Raw genomic sequence first — 16,011 nt, 5'->3', positions numbered from 1 at the left:
GATGGACGTGGACATGAGCGCGCTGCGCCTGCTGGAGCGCGAGAGGGACATCAGCCTCGACGTCCTGGTGGCCGCGATCGAGCAGGCCCTGCTCTCGGCGTACCACCGCACCCCGGACGCGTACTCCCGCGCGCGCGTCGAGCTCGACCGCAAGACGGGGCACGTCACCGTGTGGGCGCGCGAGGAGCTGCCGGCTCCCCAGACCGACGACGAGGACGCCCCGCGCGGCCCGGTCGAGTACGGGCCGGAGTTCGACCACACGCCCGCCGACTTCGGCCGGATCGCGACGTCGACCGCGCGCCAGGTCATCGTCCAGCGCCTGCGCGACGCCGAGGACGACCAGATCCTCGGCACGTTCCGCGGCAAGGAGGGCGAGGTCCTCGCGGGCGTCATCCAGCAGGGCCGCGACCCGCGCGTGGTGCTGGTCGACGTCGGCGGCACCGAGGCGGTCCTCCCGCCGCACGAGCAGGTGCCCACGGAGGAGTACGTGCACGGCGAGCGCCTGCGCGCGTACGTGCTCGAGGTGGCCCGGGGAATGAAGGGCGCGCAGATCACGTTGAGCCGCACGCACCCGAACCTCGTGCGCAAGCTGTTCGAGCTCGAGGTGCCCGAGGTCGCGGACGGGTCGGTGGAGATCACCGCCATCGCCCGCGAGGCCGGGCACCGGACGAAGGTCGCCGTGCGCTCCCGGGTCCCCGGTCTCGGGGCCAAGGGCGCCTGCATCGGCCCGATGGGCTCCCGGGTGCGCGCCGTCATGGCGGAGCTGCACGGCGAGAAGATCGACATCGTCGACCACAGCGACGACCCGGCGCAGTTCGTGGCCAACGCGCTGTCGCCGGCTCGTGTGTCGTCCGTCACGGTCGTCGACGAGGTGGCCCGCGCCGCGCGCGTCGTCGTCCCGGACTTCCAGCTCTCCCTGGCGATCGGCAAGGAGGGGCAGAACGCCCGCCTGGCCGCGAAGCTCACGGGGTGGCGCATCGACATCCGCTCGGACGAGGGCGGCGCCCCGGCGGAGCGGTCCGGCGACGACGCTCCCGCAGGTCCTCGCACCGGAGACCGGTAGTCGACGGGGGTGGGACGGTCACGGATGACGGGACGGCGCGGTAGACTGTCCTCGACCGGGCCGCGCGCCCGCACCTCGACCATGCCCCAGGACACCACGACCCGCCCCGTACCCACGGGCTCGGGTCCTGTCCGTACGTGCGTCGGATGCCGGGAGCGCGACCTGCGGTCAGCTCTCCTCCGTCTGGTCCTCGACCGGTCCGGTGCGAGCACCGACGAGCCCCGGCTCGTGGTGGACGCCGGACGGTCGCTGCCGGGTCGCGGTGCGTGGCTCCACGCGTCGGCCCGGTGCCTCGAGACGGCGGAACGCCGGCGGGCCGTCCCGCGGGCCCTGCGCGTCGCCGGGCCCCTCGACCTCGCCGCGGTCCGCACCGTGATCGAGGCGCGGCCGGGAGAGCACGTCTGAGCCATGCGTCACGGCCCCGTCCCCGGGGCCGCACTGCACGACACGTCGACAAGGAAGCGGGTTAGAAGCCGATGGGCACCCGATGAGTACCCAGCGATGAGCACCCAGCACTAACGACGGTCCTCCCTGTCCGGGGCGGGCCGAGACAGGAGAGTTGTGGCAAAGGTCCGCGTCTACGAGCTCGCGAAGGAGCTCGGGGTGGAGAGCAAGACCATCATGACCAAGCTGACGGAGCTCGGTGAGTTCGTCCGCTCGGCATCCTCGACCATCGAGCCACCGGTGGTCCGCAAGCTGCGCGACGCCTTCCCCGCCGGGGGCGGCGCCGCGAGCAAGCCCGCCGCGCGCCCGGCCGCGCCGAAGCCGGCCCCGAAGCCCGAGGCAAAGACCGAGCCGGCCGCGCCGAAGGCGGAGGCTCCCGCGCCCCGGTCGGCGGCCCCGGCCCCGGCCGAGCCCGCGAAGGCACCTCAGGTCCCGGCGCCCGCCGCACCGGCACCGAAGGCTCCTGCGCCCCAGGCCCCCGCGGCCGAGCGCCCGGCGCCCCAGAAGCCCACCGCCACGCCCAAGCCGGGCGGCGGCACGAACGCGCCCGCCCCCCGTCCGGGTGGCTCGGGCGCGCGCCCCGGTGCCCCGCGCCCGGGCAACAACCCGTTCGCCTCCAGCCAGGGCATGCCCCGGCAGGGTGGCGGCCCGCGTCCGGGCGCCCCGCGCCCGGGCAACAACCCCTTCGCGTCCAGCCAGGGCATGCCCCGGCCCGGCGCGCGTCCCGAGCGCGCCGAGGGTGCCGCGGCGGCGTCGGGCGAGCGTCCGGGCGGCCCCCGCCCGGGTGGCCCCCGTCCCGCTCCGCGTCCCGGTGGCCCGCGCCCGAACCCGGGCATGATGCCCGGCCGCACCTCGATCGGTCGCCCCGGCGAGCGTCCCGCTCCCGGCGGTCGTCCCGGCGGTGGCGGCGGCGGTCGTGGCGGCGGTGGCGGCTTCGGCGGTCGTCCCGGTGGTGGCGGCGCGCCCGGTGGCGGCGGCGGCTTCGCCGGTCGTCCCGGTGGCGGCGGTCGCGGCGGCGCGGGTCGCGGCTCCACGCAGGGCGCCTTCGGGCGCGCCGGCGGCCGTCCCGTGCGCGGGCGCAAGTCGAAGCGCGCGAAGCGCCAGGAGTTCGAGCAGATGCAGGCGCCGTCGCTCGGCGGCGTGCAGGTTCCCCGCGGGAACGGCTCGACCGTCGTGCGACTGCGGCACGGCTCGTCCCTGAACGACTTCGCGGACAAGATCGACGCGAACCCCGCGAGCCTCGTCACGGTCCTCTTCCACCTCGGTGAGATGGCGACCGCGACGCAGTCGCTCGACGAGGACACGTTCGGCACGCTCGCGGCCGAGCTCGGCTACGTCATCGAGATGGTCTCGGCGGAGGAGGAGGACCGCGAGCTGCTCGGGTCCTTCGACATCGACCTGGACGCGGAGCTCGAGGCCGAGGGCGACGACGAGCTCATGGCTCGTCCGCCGGTCGTCACCGTCATGGGTCACGTCGACCACGGAAAGACCAAGCTCCTCGACGCGATCCGCCAGACGGACGTCGTCGCGGGCGAGGCCGGCGGCATCACCCAGCACATCGGTGCCTACCAGGTGCGCCACGAGCACGAGGGCACCGACCGCGCCATCACCTTCATCGACACCCCGGGTCACGAGGCGTTCACCGCCATGCGTGCCCGTGGTGCCCAGGTGACGGACATCGCGATCCTGGTCGTGGCCGCGGACGACGGCGTGATGCCGCAGACCATCGAGGCGCTCAACCACGCCCAGGCGGCGAACGTGCCGATCGTCGTCGCGGTGAACAAGGTGGACAAGGAGTCGGCCAACCCGGCCAAGATCCGCCAGCAGCTCACCGAGTACAACCTGGTGGCCGAGGAGTACGGCGGCGACACCATGTTCGTCGACGTGTCGGCCAAGCAGAACATGGGCATCGACGACCTCCTCGAGGCCGTCCTGCTCACGGCCGACGCCTCGCTCGACCTGCGCGCGAACCCCGACAAGGACGCTCGCGGCGTCGCGATCGAGGCGAACCTGGACAAGGGCCGCGGCGCCGTCGCGACCGTCCTCGTCCAGTCCGGCACGCTGCGCGTCGGTGACGCGATCGTCGCCGGCACTGCCCACGGCCGCGTCCGCGCGATGTTCGACGAGCACGGCAACGCCGTGACCGAGGCGGGCCCCGCCCGTCCGGTCCTCGTGCTGGGTCTCGCGTCCGTGCCGAGCGCGGGCGACACGTTCCTCGTGGCGCCGGACGAGCGCACGGCGCGCCAGATCGCCGAGAAGCGCGAGGCCGCCGAGCGCGCCGCCCTCCTGGCCAAGCGCCGCAAGCGCATCAGCCTCGAGGACTTCACGCAGGCGCTCCAGCAGGGCAAGGTCGAGACCCTCAACCTCGTCCTCAAGGGTGACGTGTCCGGTGCCGTCGAGGCTCTCGAGGACGCGCTGCTCAAGATCGACGTGGGCGACGAGGTCGAGCTGCGCGTCATCCACCGCGGTGTCGGTGCGATCACGCAGAACGACGTCAACCTCGCGACGGTCGACAACGCGATCATCATCGGCTTCAACGTGAAGTACGGCGAGCGCGTCGAGGACCTGGCCGAGCGCGAGGGCGTCGACGTCCGCTTCTACTCGATCATCTACCAGGCGATCGAGGACGTGGAGGCCGCGCTCAAGGGCATGCTCAAGCCGGAGTACGAGGAGGCCCAGCTGGGCACGGCGGAGATCCGCGAGATCTTCCGCTCCTCCAAGTTCGGCAACATCGCGGGTTCGATCGTCCGGTCGGGCGAGATCCGCCGCAACGCCAAGGCGCGCGTCCTGCGCGACGGCAAGGTCGTGGGGGACAACCTCACGGTCGAGTCGCTCAAGCGGTTCAAGGACGACGCCACCGAGGTCCGCGAGGGCTTCGAGTGCGGTATCGGACTGGGCTCGTTCAACGACCTCCAGGTCGGCGACACGATCGAGACGTTCGAGATGCGGGAGAAGCCGCGTTCCTGACGCTCGTCACGCCCGGCCGACGGGGACCGTTCGGCGTACGGTCGTCGGGACCGTCGCCGGAACGCTCGGCACGAAAGGAAGAAGCCATGGTCGACCACCCCCGGGCGAGGAAGCTCGCCGACCGCATCAAGGAGATCGTCGCGCAGCTGCTCGACACGCGGATCAAGGACCCGCGGCTCGGGTTCGTCACGGTGACGGACGTGCGCGTCACCGGTGACCTGCAGAACGCGTCCGTGTTCTACACCGTGTACGGCACGGACGAGGAGCGGGCCGGGACGGCCGCCGCGCTGGAGAGCGCCAAGGGGCTCATCCGGTCCGAGGTCGGCAAGCAGACGGGGATCCGTCTCACGCCGACGATCGAGTTCCACCTCGACTCGGTCCCCGAGACGGCTGCGCACCTCGACGCCGCGCTCGTCGAGGCGCGCCGTCGCGACGCGGAGCTCGCGGCCCTGCGCGAGGGCAAGGCCTTCGCCGGGGACGCGGACCCGTACCGGACGAGCGAGGAGGACGGCGCCACCGAGGCGTAGCGTCCTGCGCCACAGGACATCGATGCCCGGTCGGGGAGCGGCGGACACGCGCTCCCCGGCCGGGCACCGTCGTCTCGCGGGGCGTCCCGTCGTCGTGCGCCGCCGGTCAGCGACCTGTGCCGCGCGGGATGGCGAGGCCCGCCACGACGGCGACGACGAGGACCGCCGTGCCCAGGGCCAGCGCCGGAGCGAGGCCCGTGGCGAAGGCGGCAGGGGTGAGCGCACCTCCCGCGCCGAGGAAGACGGCGGTGAGGACGGCGACGCCGAGCGCGACGCCGACCTCCCGCACGGTGGCGTTGACGCCGCTCGCCGTCGCGTGGTCGGCGTCCCCCACCCCGGCGAGCGCCGCCGTCGAGACCGGGGCGAACGTCAGGCCCATGCCCACCCCGGCGAGGACGAACGCCGGGACGAGCGCGGCGTAGGACATCCCGGACCCGACGAGCACGGCCATCCAGCCGAGCGCCGCCGCCTGGAGCACGAGGCCGCCGACGACGAGCGGACGGGTGCCGAGGCGGCCCGCGAGAGCGCCCGCGAGCGGTGCCACGACCATCGGTGCGGCCGTCCAGGGGAGGGTGCGGACGCCGGCATCGAGGGGGGAGAAGCCCAGCCCGACCTGCAGAAACTGCGTGAGCAGGAAGACGGCGCCGAACATCCCGACCGCGAACGCGAGGCTCGCGACGTTCGCCGCGCTGAAGCTCCGCGAGCGGAACAGCCGCAGCGGCACGAGCGGGTGCGCCGTGCGCGACTCGTGGACGACGAAGAGCACGAGAAGGGCCGTCGCGAGGGAGAGCGTGGCGACCGTGGCCCCCGAGCCCTAGCCGCGCCGCTCGGCGTCGACGATGCCCCACACCGCGAGGAGGATCCCGCTGCCCGCGAGCAGCAGCCCGGGCACGTCGAACGGCTGGCGCCGCCCGAAGGTCTCGCGCAGCCCGGCGAGGACGAGCGGGACGGCGACGAGCGCGACCGGGACGTTGAGCCAGAAGATCGCCTCCCAGCTCAGTCCCTCGACGACGGCGCCGCCGACGAGCGGGCCGAGCGCCACGCCGAGGCCGGAGACGCCGCTCCAGACGCCGATCGCGAGGGCGCGTCGCGCCGGCGGCACCGCGCCCACCAGCAGGGCCAGGGAGAGCGGGAGGATCGCGGCGGCTCCTGCGCCCTGCACCGCACGGGCCGCGACGAGCGCGCCCGGGGTGGACGCCAGGGCTGCCCCCGCCGACGCGAGCGTGAAGAGCGCGATCCCGGCCACGAACACCCGGCGGCGACCGAACCGGTCTCCGAGCGCGGCCGCGGGCAGCATGAGCGCGGCGAAGGTGAGCGTGTACGCGTTGACGAACCACTGCAGCTCCTCGACCGTCGGGCGCAGCGCCGCGGAGATCACGGGGAGCGCGCCGGTGACGACGAGGTTGTCGAGCGTCGCCATGAACATCGGGAGCGAGGCGGCGACGAGTGCGAGCGCGACCGGCCGCGCGCGCCGCGGGCCCGCCTCGGGCGGGGCGTGCGCGGCGGACGGCGACGGCTCCGCGACGGTGGCGAGGTGCTCGTCGTCGCGGGCGACGGCGTCGGGCGGGGAGACGGACATGGCATCCTCCGGCTAGTAAGCATTGATTGATTACTACCCGACGGACGCTAGTTATCGACTGATAACCTGTCAACCATGAGTCCCGACGTCCCGACCCGGCGCATGACGCGCGACGAGCGTCGCGAGCAGATCCTCGACGCCGCGACGGCGGTGTTCGCCGAGGGCGGCTACGCGGGCACGAGCACCGACCAGGTGGCGCGCGCCGCGAACGTCTCCCAGCCGTACGTGGTCCGGCTCTTCGGGACCAAGGAGGAGCTGTTCCGCGAGGTGTTCGACCGCATCGCGACGGAGGTCCTCGCGCGGTTCGAGGCCGTTCGGCCCGGTCCTGACGCGAAGGCCGCGATGGTCGAGGCCTACACGCGCCTCGTCGCCGACCCCGACCAGCTCCGGGTCCTCATGCACGGCTTCGTCCTCGGCTCGGACCCCGTGCTCGGATCGCGGGGGCGCGAGGTGCTGGCGCGGTCGTTCGATCTCTACCGCGCGCGCACCGGTGCGAGCGACGTCGAGGCACGCGACTTCGTGGCGCAGGGCATGCTCCTCAACACGCTCTTCGCGCTCCAGGCCGACGCGCACGCCGACGACGACCCGTCGCTGGCGATGCTCGTGCGGTGCACGATCGACCCCTCGGCCGCCCTGCGGCGGGTCGCGACGGAGCAGGCACGATGACCGAGTCGCGCTCGGGACGACCCCGCACGACGTCCCCGCGCCGGCCCACCGCACCCGACGGTCTCGTCGTCGTCGACAAGCCGGGCGGCTGGACGAGCCACGACGTCGTCGGTCGAGGCCGCCGGCTCGCCGGCACGCGCAAGGTCGGGCACGCGGGCACGCTCGACCCGATGGCGACGGGCGTCCTCGTGCTCGGGGTCGGCCGGGCGACGAAGCTCCTCACGTACGTCGTCGGCGCGGACAAGGACTACGACGCGACGATCCGGCTCGGCGCGAGCACGACGACCGACGACGCCGAGGGCGAGCTCGTCGCGCGCGCCGACGCGTCCGGCGTCGGGCGCGCGGACCTCGACCGCGCGATCGCGGGCCTCACGGGCGAGATCCTCCAGGTGCCGAGCACGGTGAGCGCGATCAAGGTCGACGGGAAGCGGGCGTACGCGCGCGCCCGGGCGGGCGAGGACGTCGCCCTCGCGGCGCGGCCCGTCGTCGTCTCGCGCTTCGAGGTCCTCGACGTGCGCCCGGTGGGCCCGGGGGAGGCGTCCGACGGCGCGCCCCCCGCCCTGGACGTGGACGTCGCCGTGACCGTCTCGTCCGGCACCTACGTCCGGGCGCTCGCCCGCGACCTCGGTGCCGCGCTCGGCGTGGGCGGGCACCTCACGGCCCTGCGGCGCACGCGCGTCGGCGGGTACGGGCTCGACGTCGCCTCCACGCTCGAGGAGCTCGAGGCCCAGGCCGACCGCGACGGCGTCCTCGCGACCCTGCCGCTCGCCGAGGCGGCGCGCGCGACGTTCCCCGTGCGCGACCTCACGGCGCAGGAGGCCACGGCCCTGTCGTACGGGCAGTGGATCCCGGCGACGGGGACGCGGGGCACGGCGGCGGCGATCTCCCCGGCGGGCGAGCTCGTCGCGCTCGTCGAGGACACGCGTCGCGGCGGCGCCGACCTCGCGAAGCCCGTGCTCGTCCTGGCGCCCGCCTGACGCGCTCGGTTCGGCGTCGGGGCCGGGGCGTGGCAGTCTTGTCCAGCGGCGCCGACGACTCCCTGCCGGCGCGCCCGACCCGCCCCCTCACCGGAGGAGTTCTCGCGTGCACCTGTGGACGGACCTGAGCCAGGTTCCCCCGGGTTTCGGCCCGTCCGTCGTGACGATCGGCAACTTCGACGGCGTCCACCGCGGCCACGCCCAGGTGCTCGGGCGGATCGTCGACCTCGCCCGCTCGCGCGACGCGCGGGCGGTCGCCGTGACCTTCCACCCGCACCCCGCGGTCGTGCACCGCCCCGAGAGCGCGCCGGAGCTCATCACGGGCATCGCCGACCGGGTCGAGCTGCTCGCGGCGACGGGCCTGGACGCCGTCCTCCTCGTCGAGTACACGCTCGAGTTCGCGCGCCAGACCCCGGAGGAGTTCGTGCGCACGTACCTCGTCGACGGGCTCCGGGTGGGGACGGTCGTCGTGGGGCATGACGTGCGCTTCGGCCGCGACAACGCGGGGACGATCGAGACGATGATCGAGCTCGGGTCGCGGTTCGGGTTCGAGGTCGTGGCGATCGACGACGTCGGGCAGCACCAGGGCGTGCCCGTCACGGACGAGGCGACGCCGGGCGACTCGCAGGTGCGCTGGTCCTCCACGGGCGTGCGGGCGCTGCTCGCGGCGGGCGACGTGCGCGAGGCGGCCCGCATCCTCGGCCGAGCGCACCGCGTGCGGGGCACGGTCGTGCACGGCGACGCCCGGGGCCGCGAGCTCGGCTTCCCGACGGCGAACCTCGGCGCGATCAGCGGCATGGTCCCGGCCGACGGCGTGTACGCGGGCTGGCTGGAGCGCCCGCAGCTCGCGGGTGCCGACCCCCGGCACGCCGACGTCCGGCTCCCGGCCGCGATCTCCATCGGCACCAACCCGACGTTCGACGGCGTCGAACGTCGCGTGGAGGCCTACGTCCTCGACCGGGCCGACCTCGACCTGTACGACGAGGACGTCGTCCTCGAGCTGGTCGAGCGCCTGCGCCCGACGCTGCGCTTCGACGGGATCGAGCCGCTCGTCGCCCAGATGCACGACGACGTCGCCCGCGCCCGCGAGATCCTCGCCGGCACGGGCGGGGAGCCGGCCGCGCCGACGTCGGGGGCCTGACCGTGGTGGCTCCCGCACCGGCGCCCGCCCCCGTGCTGGAGGCGCGCGCCCTGCGCGTCGGCTACGCCGACGTGGCCGTGTGCGCGCCGGTCGACCTCACGGTGCACCCCGGCGAACTGGTCGTCGTCATCGGCGCGAACGGCAGCGGGAAGTCGACGCTCCTGCGCACGGTGATCGGCCTGCAGCCACCGCTCGGCGGCACGGTGCGCGCCTTCGGTCGGGACGTGGACGAGCGCGAGCGGGGCTTCCGCGCCCGCGTCGCGGGCGTGCTCGACGACGACGCGTTCTTCCCCGCGCTCACGGTGCGCGAGCACCTCGTCCTCGTCGCGCGCGGCCACGGCGTGGTGGGCGCGGGGGCGGCCGTGGACGGGCTCCTGGAGCGGTTCGGGATCGCGGAGCAGGCGGCGTCGCTGCCGTCGGCGCTCTCGTCGGGCCAGCGGCGCCGCTTCCTCCTCGCGTCCGGGCTGGTGCGGCCCCGCGAGCTGCTCGTGCTCGACGAGCCCGAGCAGCGCCTCGACCCCGGGATGCGCGAGCGTCTCGCGGGCCTGCTCGTGGACGACGCGCGCAGCGGCGTCGCGGTCGTCCTCGCCACGCACGACCCGGACCTCGTCGCGCGGACCGGCGCCCGCGGCCTCCTCGTCGGCGACGACGCGTGCGTCGCGCTCGACCCGTCGGACACCCACGACGCGCTCCTGGCGGTGCGCTGACGGTGACCGACGCGCGCCCCGGCGGACTCCCCGGAGAGGCCCGCCGCACGAACCGCGACGATGCCGACGGCGCGGCGAACGCGTTGCGCACGGACCCCGACGAGCTGCTCACCGGACGCGAGCTGCGCCGTCTGACCGCGCGCGCCGCGGCGGCGCGCGCCGACGCGGGCCCGGGGGAGATCGTCGTCGACGCCGCCTACGCCGTCGTGTCCGTCGCGCTCGCGACCGGCTGGGTGATCGGGCTCGCCTCGATGCTGCGCTCGACCCTCGACCCCGGCTCGGCGGCCGGAGCGCCGGTGCTCGGGCCGGGCGCGGTCCAGGCGCTCGGGACCGCCGCGCTGCTCGCGCTCCTCACGGGCACGGCCGTGCGGCTCGGACCCGTGGGGGCGGGCAGCGCGGGCGTGCGCTGGTGGGTGCCGACACCGGCGGACCGGCGCGGGCTCGTGTCGCCGTCGTTCGTCCGGGCGGTGCTCCTGGGCGGGGTTCTGGGCGCGGTCGGGACGGCGGTCGTGTCGGTCGCCGCCGGCCTCGACGCCGTCACCGCGCTCCGGGCGACGCTGACGGGCGGCGCGCTCGGCCTCCTGCTCGTGGCCGTCGCCGGCCTCGTCCAGCCCTACCCCCGGGCGGCGGGCGCTCTCGCCCGCGCGAGCGACGTCGCGGTCGCCGCCGTCCCGGTCGCCGGGCTCGTGCTCGTCGCCGCCGGCCGACCCGGGTTGCCCGCGCTCGTCGCCCCGCCCCTCGTCGCGCTCGGCCTCCTCGCCGTCGGGGCCGTGCTCGTGCTGCGCTGGTGGCGCGGGCTGGAGTCGCTCGGGGCGACCGTCCTGCGCGCGCAGAGCTCCGTGGCGGACCAGGTCGGCGGAGCCGTGCTCTCGTTCGACACCCGCGACCTCGGCCGCGCCCTGCGCCGGGCGGGCGCGACGCGCGTGCGCGTCCGGCGCTCGCGCCGGTTCGCCGCGGTCCGCGGCGCGTTCGGCGCGGTGGTGGCGGCCGACCTCGTCCTCCTCGGGCGCAGCCCGTCCGCGCTCGCGCAGCTCGTCGGCCTGGGCGCGCTGACGGTCGTCGCCCAGCAGGTCCCGGGCCTCGGCTCGGGGTTCGGCCTCTTCGCGGTGCTGGTCGTGGCGGGCCTCGGCGCCGCGGTGCTCGGCGCCGAGGGAGCGCGCACCGCCGAGATGGCGCCCGTCGTCGACGCGCTCGTGCCGCTCGCCGCGCGGTGGACCCGGCTCGCGCGCGGCGTCGTCCCCACGCTCACGGCCGCCGCCTGCCTCGTCGCCGGGTCGGTGCCGCTCGTCGTCGCGACGGGCGACGCGCGCTGGCTGGCCCTCGGTGCGCTCGCGGCCGTCGTCCAGGGCGCCGCCGCCGTGCGCAGCGCCTACCGCGAGCCGCCGAACTGGGGCGGCCCGCTGCTCGCGACGCCCGCGGGCGGGGTGCCCACGGGCGCCGCCGCGGTGCTGCGCAAGGGGCCGGACGTCGCGGTCCTCGGCGCCGTCCCCCTCGGGGTGGCGCTCCTCGTCGGCGTCCCCGGCTGGGGAGCGGTCGTCGCCCAGGCGGTCGCGGCGGGGCTGGCGCTCGCGGTCGCGACGCACGTGCGCGCCGCGCGCTGACCGCGGTCGGCGGCCGGGGGGAGCCGTCAGGCGACGACCGGCGCCTCGACGACCCGGCCGTCCGCCAGGTGCACGCGGGCGTCGACCGGGCCGAGGGTCGCCTCGTCGTGCGTGACGAGCAGCGTCGCGGCGTCGAGCTCGCGCGCGAGCCGCACGACGAGCTCCACGACCTGCACGCCGCGCTCGTGGTCGAGCGCCGACGTGGGCTCGTCGACGAGGAGCACCTGGGGGTCGTTCATGAGCGCCCGCGCGATCGCCACCCGCTGGCGCTGCCCGCCCGAGAGGTGCTCCGGGCGACGGTCCGCCCGGTCGGCGACGCCCACCGCGTCGAGGAGGGCGAGCGCGTGCGCGCGGCGCGACGCGGCGGGCCGGCCCCGGAGGTGGCTCATGAGCTCGAGCTGCTCCAGCACGGTGAGGGACGCGACGAGCTGCGGCTGCTGGAACACGATCCCGATGCGCTCGCGGCGCAGGGCGGCCGCGCGGTCGGCGGCGCGCCGCGCCCGACGGCGGGCGCCGCGGCCCGTCCTGGGCCCGCCCGCGGAGACGTCGGGCGCGGAGAGCGGGGCGCTGACGACGTCGTCGCCGACGCGCACGACGCCGGACGTCGGCGGCGTGAGGGTGGCGGCGACGGCGAGCAGGCTGGACTTGCCGGCACCCGACGGGCCGAGGAGCGCCGTCGTGGTGCCCGAGGGCACGGTGAGCGAGACGTCGTCCACGGCGACGAGGACGTCGTCGCCGTCGGGGTAGGCGAGGCGGATACGGTCGAGGACGAGGTCCACGGGGACTCCTTCGGTACAGGTTCGGGTGCGTGGTGGGCCGAGGGCGGGCGGCGGTCAGCGGGCGGCGAGCGCGGCGTGGGGGTCCACGCGCGCGACGCGCGTCACGGCGAGCACCGCGCCCAGCCCGCCGAGGAGGACGAGCACGACGGCCGGGACGAGCGTCGTGGAGAGGTCGACGACGACGGGCATGACCTGCGCCGCGAGCAGCCCCGCCCCGGCCGCGAGCGCCGTGCCGAGACCGACGCCGACGCCGAGCACGACGCCCGCCTGGCCGATCGCGTCGCGCAGGAGGTAGCGCGTCGAGGCGCCGAGCGCGCGCAGCACGGCGACGTCGCCGGCGCGCTGGATGGTCCAGACGGTGAAGAACGCGCCGACGACGAGCGCGGAGATGGCGAGGAGGAACACCTGCATGAGCGTCAGCGAGAGGTTCTCGGCGGTGAACGAGGAGATGGCCGACCGAGCCTCGCGGGGGGTGGCGGTGACGGTCCCGAGGTCCGCGTCGGCCGCGGCGAGCGCGTCCGCCGACGGCGCGTCGTCGCCGAACCGGAGCGCCACGACGGTCGCGGTCGGGCCGTCCTGCGCATCGCCCCCGCGCGCGCCGACCGCCTGCCAGTCGTCGAGGGCGACCCACGCGACGGGCGTGTGGGCGAAGTCGGCCTCGGCGTCCTCGACCGCGGCGACGCGCAGGTCGAGCGGTCCGGCCCCGACCTGGTCGCCGACGTCCGCGCCCAGCGCGTCGGCGGCGCCGCGCGAGAGCACGACCGTCCCGGCGGAGACGTCCGCGCTCCCGTCGCCCGTCCCGGGGACCAGGCCGGAGCCCGGCCGGACGCCGAACGCGGTGACGGCGGCCGTGCCCTCGCCGGACGCGCGCACGGTCGCGACGCCGAGCGGCTCCGCGGACCGGACACCGGGGACGTCCGCCCACGCCTGCTGCTGCGCGGCCGTGACCTCGGACTCGGTGAAGGTCGGCGAGGCGTCCTCGGCCGGCGGCGCGAAGGCGAGGCGGTCGACGGGCAGCCCGGTCACGGCCGACGTGCTCGCGCGACCGAGCCCGGCGGTGAGCGCCGCGAGGAACGCGACGAGGAACGTGATGAGCGCGACGACCGTGATCATGAGCGCGAAGCGCCCGCGGGCGTGGCGCAGGTCGCGCAGGGCGAGGAACACGGGGAGGACCTCCAGGGGTGCCGTGGGCGGGTGGACGACGACGGACCCGGCACCCCGTGGGTGCCGTGCGTGCCCGACGTCCTCTCCACGGTCCCGCGGCGGGAGCCGGTCCGGATCGCCGTGCCGGTCGGTCCTGCGGCGCCGTGGGGTGGAGCCGGGCATCGACCGTTCGGACGATGCCGGGCGCGGGCGGCGTGGCTAGGGTGACGGCGTGATCCCGACCGCGTCCTCGAGCCCTGCTGTCGCGCCCCGTGGGCGTGCCGGGCTCGTCGGGGACGGCGCGCGGGTCGTCCCGGCGGCCACGCGGTGGTTGCGCCGGGGCCTCGACGTCCTGCTCGTGGGACTGCTCGTGCTCGCGCTCGTCGGCGCTCTCGCGACGGGCACGGTGCGCGGCGTCGTCGCCGTCGGGGTGGGCGCCGCGCTGCTCGCCCTCTACGTGCTGGGACGGCGCCGACTGCCGCTCCCGGCCGACGTGCGGGCGCCCCGGGGCGCGTGGTGGCCCGCGGGCGCGTGGGTGACCGGGCTCGTGGTGCTGTGGGTCGCGCTGTGCCTGGTCTCGGTCACGGCCGTGTGGGTCGCGTTCCCGCTCATGTTCCTCGCGATGCACGTGCTCGGCCCGCGTCGCGGCCCGGTCGCGGTGGGGGTGCTCGTGCTCCTCGTGGTCGGGGTCATGGGGGTCTACACGGCGGACGTCGCGCTGCCGTTCGTGCTCGGACCGGCGATCGGCGGGGCCGTCGCGGTCGTCGTCGTGCTCGCGCTCGAGGCGGTCGTGCGCGAGTCGCAGGAGCGGCAGCGCACCCTCGACGAGCTCGTCCGCACGCGCGACGAGCTCGCCACGGCCGAGCGCGAGCGCGCCGTCGCGGCGGAGCGCGAACGCCTCGCGCGCGAGATCCACGACACGCTCGCCCAGGGCTTCTCCTCGGCCGAGCTCCTCCTGCGTGCCGCGCAGACCGCGCTCGACGCCGGCGACGTCGGCACCGCGCGCGGGTACGTCGAGCAGACGCGGGAGGTCGCGCGGCACAACCTCGCCGAGGCGCGCCGCGTCGTGCGCGCGCTGGCGCCGGCCGACCTCGCGTCGTCGAACCTCGTGGACGCGCTGCGCCGCACCTCGGCGCGCACGGCGTCCCGCATCGCGGCGCACGGGGACGGGCGCGGGCCCGACGTCGTCGTGCAGGTGAGCGGCGACCCCGTGGCGCTGCCGACGGACGTCGAGGCAGCGCTGCTGCGCGTGGCACAGTCCGCGCTCGCCAACGTCGAGCAGCACGCGGACGCGTCGCGCGTCGCGGTCACGCTGAGCTTCCTGGCCGGTGTCGCGCCGGGGGAGGAGGCCGTCGCCCTCGACGTGGTCGACGACGGGCGCGGCTTCGACGCCGGCGGCGTCCCCGGCCGGTCCGAGCACGGGCCGGGGCCGTCGGGCGGGTTCGGCCTCGTGGCGATGCGTGCGCGGCTCGCCGAGCTGGGTGGCACGCTGTCCGTGGAGTCCGCGCCCCGCGCGGGCACCGCGGTCGCGGCCTGGGTGCCGCTCGGGGCCGCCGAGGACGTCGAGGAGGGGCGATGACCGGACCGGCCGTCGTCGACGTCGTGCTCGCGGACGACCACCCGGTCGTGCGCACGGGGCTGCGCGCCGTGCTCGAGGCCGAGCCGGACGTGCGGGTCGTCGCCGAGGTCGGCGCGGCCGAGGAGCTCCTCGCACGGCTGCGCGGCGGGCTGCGGGCCGACGTCGTGCTGCTCGACCTGCAGTTCGGGCCCGGCCGGCTCGGAGGGGTCGACGCGGTCCGGGAGATCGTCGCGACCGACGGGCCCGCCGTGCTCGTCGTGACCACCTACGACGCGGACGCCGACATCCTCGCGGCGGTCGAGGCGGGCGCCCGCGGCTACCTGCTCAAGGACGCGCCGACGCACGAGCTCGTCGCCGCCGTGCGCGCCGCCGCGGCGGGCGAGGTCGCGCTCGGACCGGCTGTGCAGCGGCGCCTGCTCGGCCGCCTGCGCAGCCCCGGCACGGCGCTCACAGCGCGCGAGCTCGAGGTGCTCTCGCTCGTCGCCGAGGGGCGCACCAACGACGAGATCGCGCACAAGCTGTTCCTCTCGCGCGCGACCGTCAAGACGCACCTCGTCCACGTCTACGACAAGCTCGGCGCGCCCTCGCGCACCGCGGCGGTCGCCGAGGCCCGACGGCGCGGCCTCCTGCGCGGGTAGCGGACGCCTGCCGGCGGGGCGTCCGTCGTCGCCCGCGGGGTGTCACAGGCCCGGGTGCGGCCCCTCCCTCCGGGTGAGCGGCGCCGTCGTGCACGGCGTCCGTCGCGGCCGCGCGATCCCCGGGCCGCAGTCCAGGGGGCGGTCGCACACGCCCCTGCGCGAGCGCGAGCCGCCCGCGGGGGCGTCCGGTGGCCCGTCGA

At 76.2% G+C, this 16,011-nt stretch carries 15 protein-coding genes; 11 read left to right on the top strand and 4 right to left on the bottom strand.

What is annotated here, in order from left to right:
- Window position 1 precedes the first annotated feature (1 nt).
- The 4 genes from nusA (at window position 2) to rbfA (ending at window position 5,001) form a co-directional block, all read left to right on the top strand.
- Window positions 2-1,063, top strand: a complete 1,062-nt coding sequence (nusA, locus tag ACTJIY_RS08630) for a transcription termination factor NusA (RefSeq protein WP_253051294.1) — start codon at window positions 2-4, stop codon at window positions 1,061-1,063.
- 24 nt (window positions 1,064-1,087) lie between these two features.
- Window positions 1,088-1,468: a YlxR family protein gene (locus ACTJIY_RS08625; protein ID WP_440697228.1), complete on the top strand. Its 381-nt coding sequence runs from the start codon at window positions 1,088-1,090 to the stop codon at window positions 1,466-1,468.
- Window positions 1,469-1,624: 156 nt separating this feature from the next.
- A complete protein-coding gene (gene infB / locus ACTJIY_RS08620) occupies window positions 1,625-4,474 on the top strand; it encodes a translation initiation factor IF-2 (protein WP_440674157.1) in 2,850 nt (949 codons plus the stop codon).
- 86 nt (window positions 4,475-4,560) lie between these two features.
- Entirely contained in the window at window positions 4,561-5,001 is a 441-nt protein-coding gene (gene rbfA / locus ACTJIY_RS08615; RefSeq protein WP_253051297.1) for a 30S ribosome-binding factor RbfA, read from the top strand.
- A gap of 106 nt (window positions 5,002-5,107) precedes the next feature.
- Here the strand turns inward: rbfA and ACTJIY_RS08610 are convergent, their stop codons facing one another.
- Together ACTJIY_RS08610 and ACTJIY_RS08605 are read right to left on the bottom strand one after the other, a co-directional pair.
- Window positions 5,108-5,767, bottom strand: coding sequence for an MFS transporter (locus ACTJIY_RS08610; RefSeq protein WP_440674158.1), 660 nt, complete (start codon window positions 5,765-5,767; stop codon window positions 5,108-5,110).
- A gap of 48 nt (window positions 5,768-5,815) precedes the next feature.
- Complete coding sequence (locus ACTJIY_RS08605; protein ID WP_440674159.1) at window positions 5,816-6,580, bottom strand: MFS transporter; 765 nt, start codon at window positions 6,578-6,580, stop codon at window positions 5,816-5,818.
- Between the two features lie 75 nt (window positions 6,581-6,655).
- On the opposite strand from ACTJIY_RS08605, the gene ACTJIY_RS08600 reads away from it, so the two are divergent.
- The 5 genes from ACTJIY_RS08600 (at window position 6,656) to ACTJIY_RS08580 (ending at window position 11,672) form a co-directional block, all read left to right on the top strand.
- Window positions 6,656-7,246 (top strand): TetR/AcrR family transcriptional regulator, encoded by a 591-nt coding sequence (locus tag ACTJIY_RS08600; RefSeq protein ID WP_253051299.1) that lies wholly within the window; start codon window positions 6,656-6,658, stop codon window positions 7,244-7,246.
- On the top strand, window positions 7,243-8,223 hold the full coding sequence (gene truB, locus ACTJIY_RS08595; RefSeq protein ID WP_440674160.1) for a tRNA pseudouridine(55) synthase TruB: 981 nt from the start codon (window positions 7,243-7,245) through the stop codon (window positions 8,221-8,223). Before ACTJIY_RS08600 ends, truB begins: the two co-directional genes overlap by 4 nt.
- A 106-nt stretch (window positions 8,224-8,329) precedes the next feature.
- Entirely contained in the window at window positions 8,330-9,364 is a 1,035-nt protein-coding gene (locus ACTJIY_RS08590) for a bifunctional riboflavin kinase/FAD synthetase (RefSeq protein WP_353706749.1), read from the top strand.
- 5 nt (window positions 9,365-9,369) lie between these two features.
- Window positions 9,370-10,071 carry an ABC transporter ATP-binding protein gene (locus ACTJIY_RS08585; protein ID WP_253051302.1) on the top strand — a complete coding sequence of 234 codons (702 nt, stop codon included), beginning with the start codon at window positions 9,370-9,372 and terminating at the stop codon, window positions 10,069-10,071.
- 2 nt (window positions 10,072-10,073) lie between these two features.
- A complete protein-coding gene (locus ACTJIY_RS08580) occupies window positions 10,074-11,672 on the top strand; it encodes a DUF6297 family protein (RefSeq protein WP_440674161.1) in 1,599 nt (532 codons plus the stop codon).
- A gap of 26 nt (window positions 11,673-11,698) precedes the next feature.
- Here the strand turns inward: ACTJIY_RS08580 and ACTJIY_RS08575 are convergent, their stop codons facing one another.
- Window positions 11,699-12,451, bottom strand: a complete 753-nt coding sequence (locus tag ACTJIY_RS08575) for an ABC transporter ATP-binding protein (protein WP_440674162.1) — start codon at window positions 12,449-12,451, stop codon at window positions 11,699-11,701.
- A gap of 54 nt (window positions 12,452-12,505) precedes the next feature.
- Window positions 12,506-13,615: an ABC transporter permease gene (locus tag ACTJIY_RS08570; RefSeq protein WP_440674163.1), complete on the bottom strand. Its 1,110-nt coding sequence runs from the start codon at window positions 13,613-13,615 to the stop codon at window positions 12,506-12,508.
- 211 nt (window positions 13,616-13,826) lie between these two features.
- Between ACTJIY_RS08570 and ACTJIY_RS08565 the strand changes: the two genes are divergently transcribed.
- A complete protein-coding gene (locus tag ACTJIY_RS08565; protein ID WP_440674164.1) occupies window positions 13,827-15,173 on the top strand; it encodes a sensor histidine kinase in 1,347 nt (448 codons plus the stop codon).
- Entirely contained in the window at window positions 15,170-15,811 is a 642-nt protein-coding gene (locus ACTJIY_RS08560) for a response regulator transcription factor (RefSeq protein ID WP_440674165.1), read from the top strand. The genes ACTJIY_RS08565 and ACTJIY_RS08560 overlap by 4 nt, the downstream gene beginning before the upstream one ends.
- Window positions 15,812-16,011: the final 200 nt, after the last annotated feature.

Origin of the sequence: Cellulosimicrobium sp. 22598 (assembly GCF_052044445.1) — a bacterium.
GTDB lineage: Bacteria > Actinomycetota > Actinomycetes > Actinomycetales > Cellulomonadaceae > Cellulosimicrobium > Cellulosimicrobium cellulans_G.
Note: the sequence above shows the minus strand (reverse complement) of the source record. Positions and strands in the feature narration are given on the sequence as shown.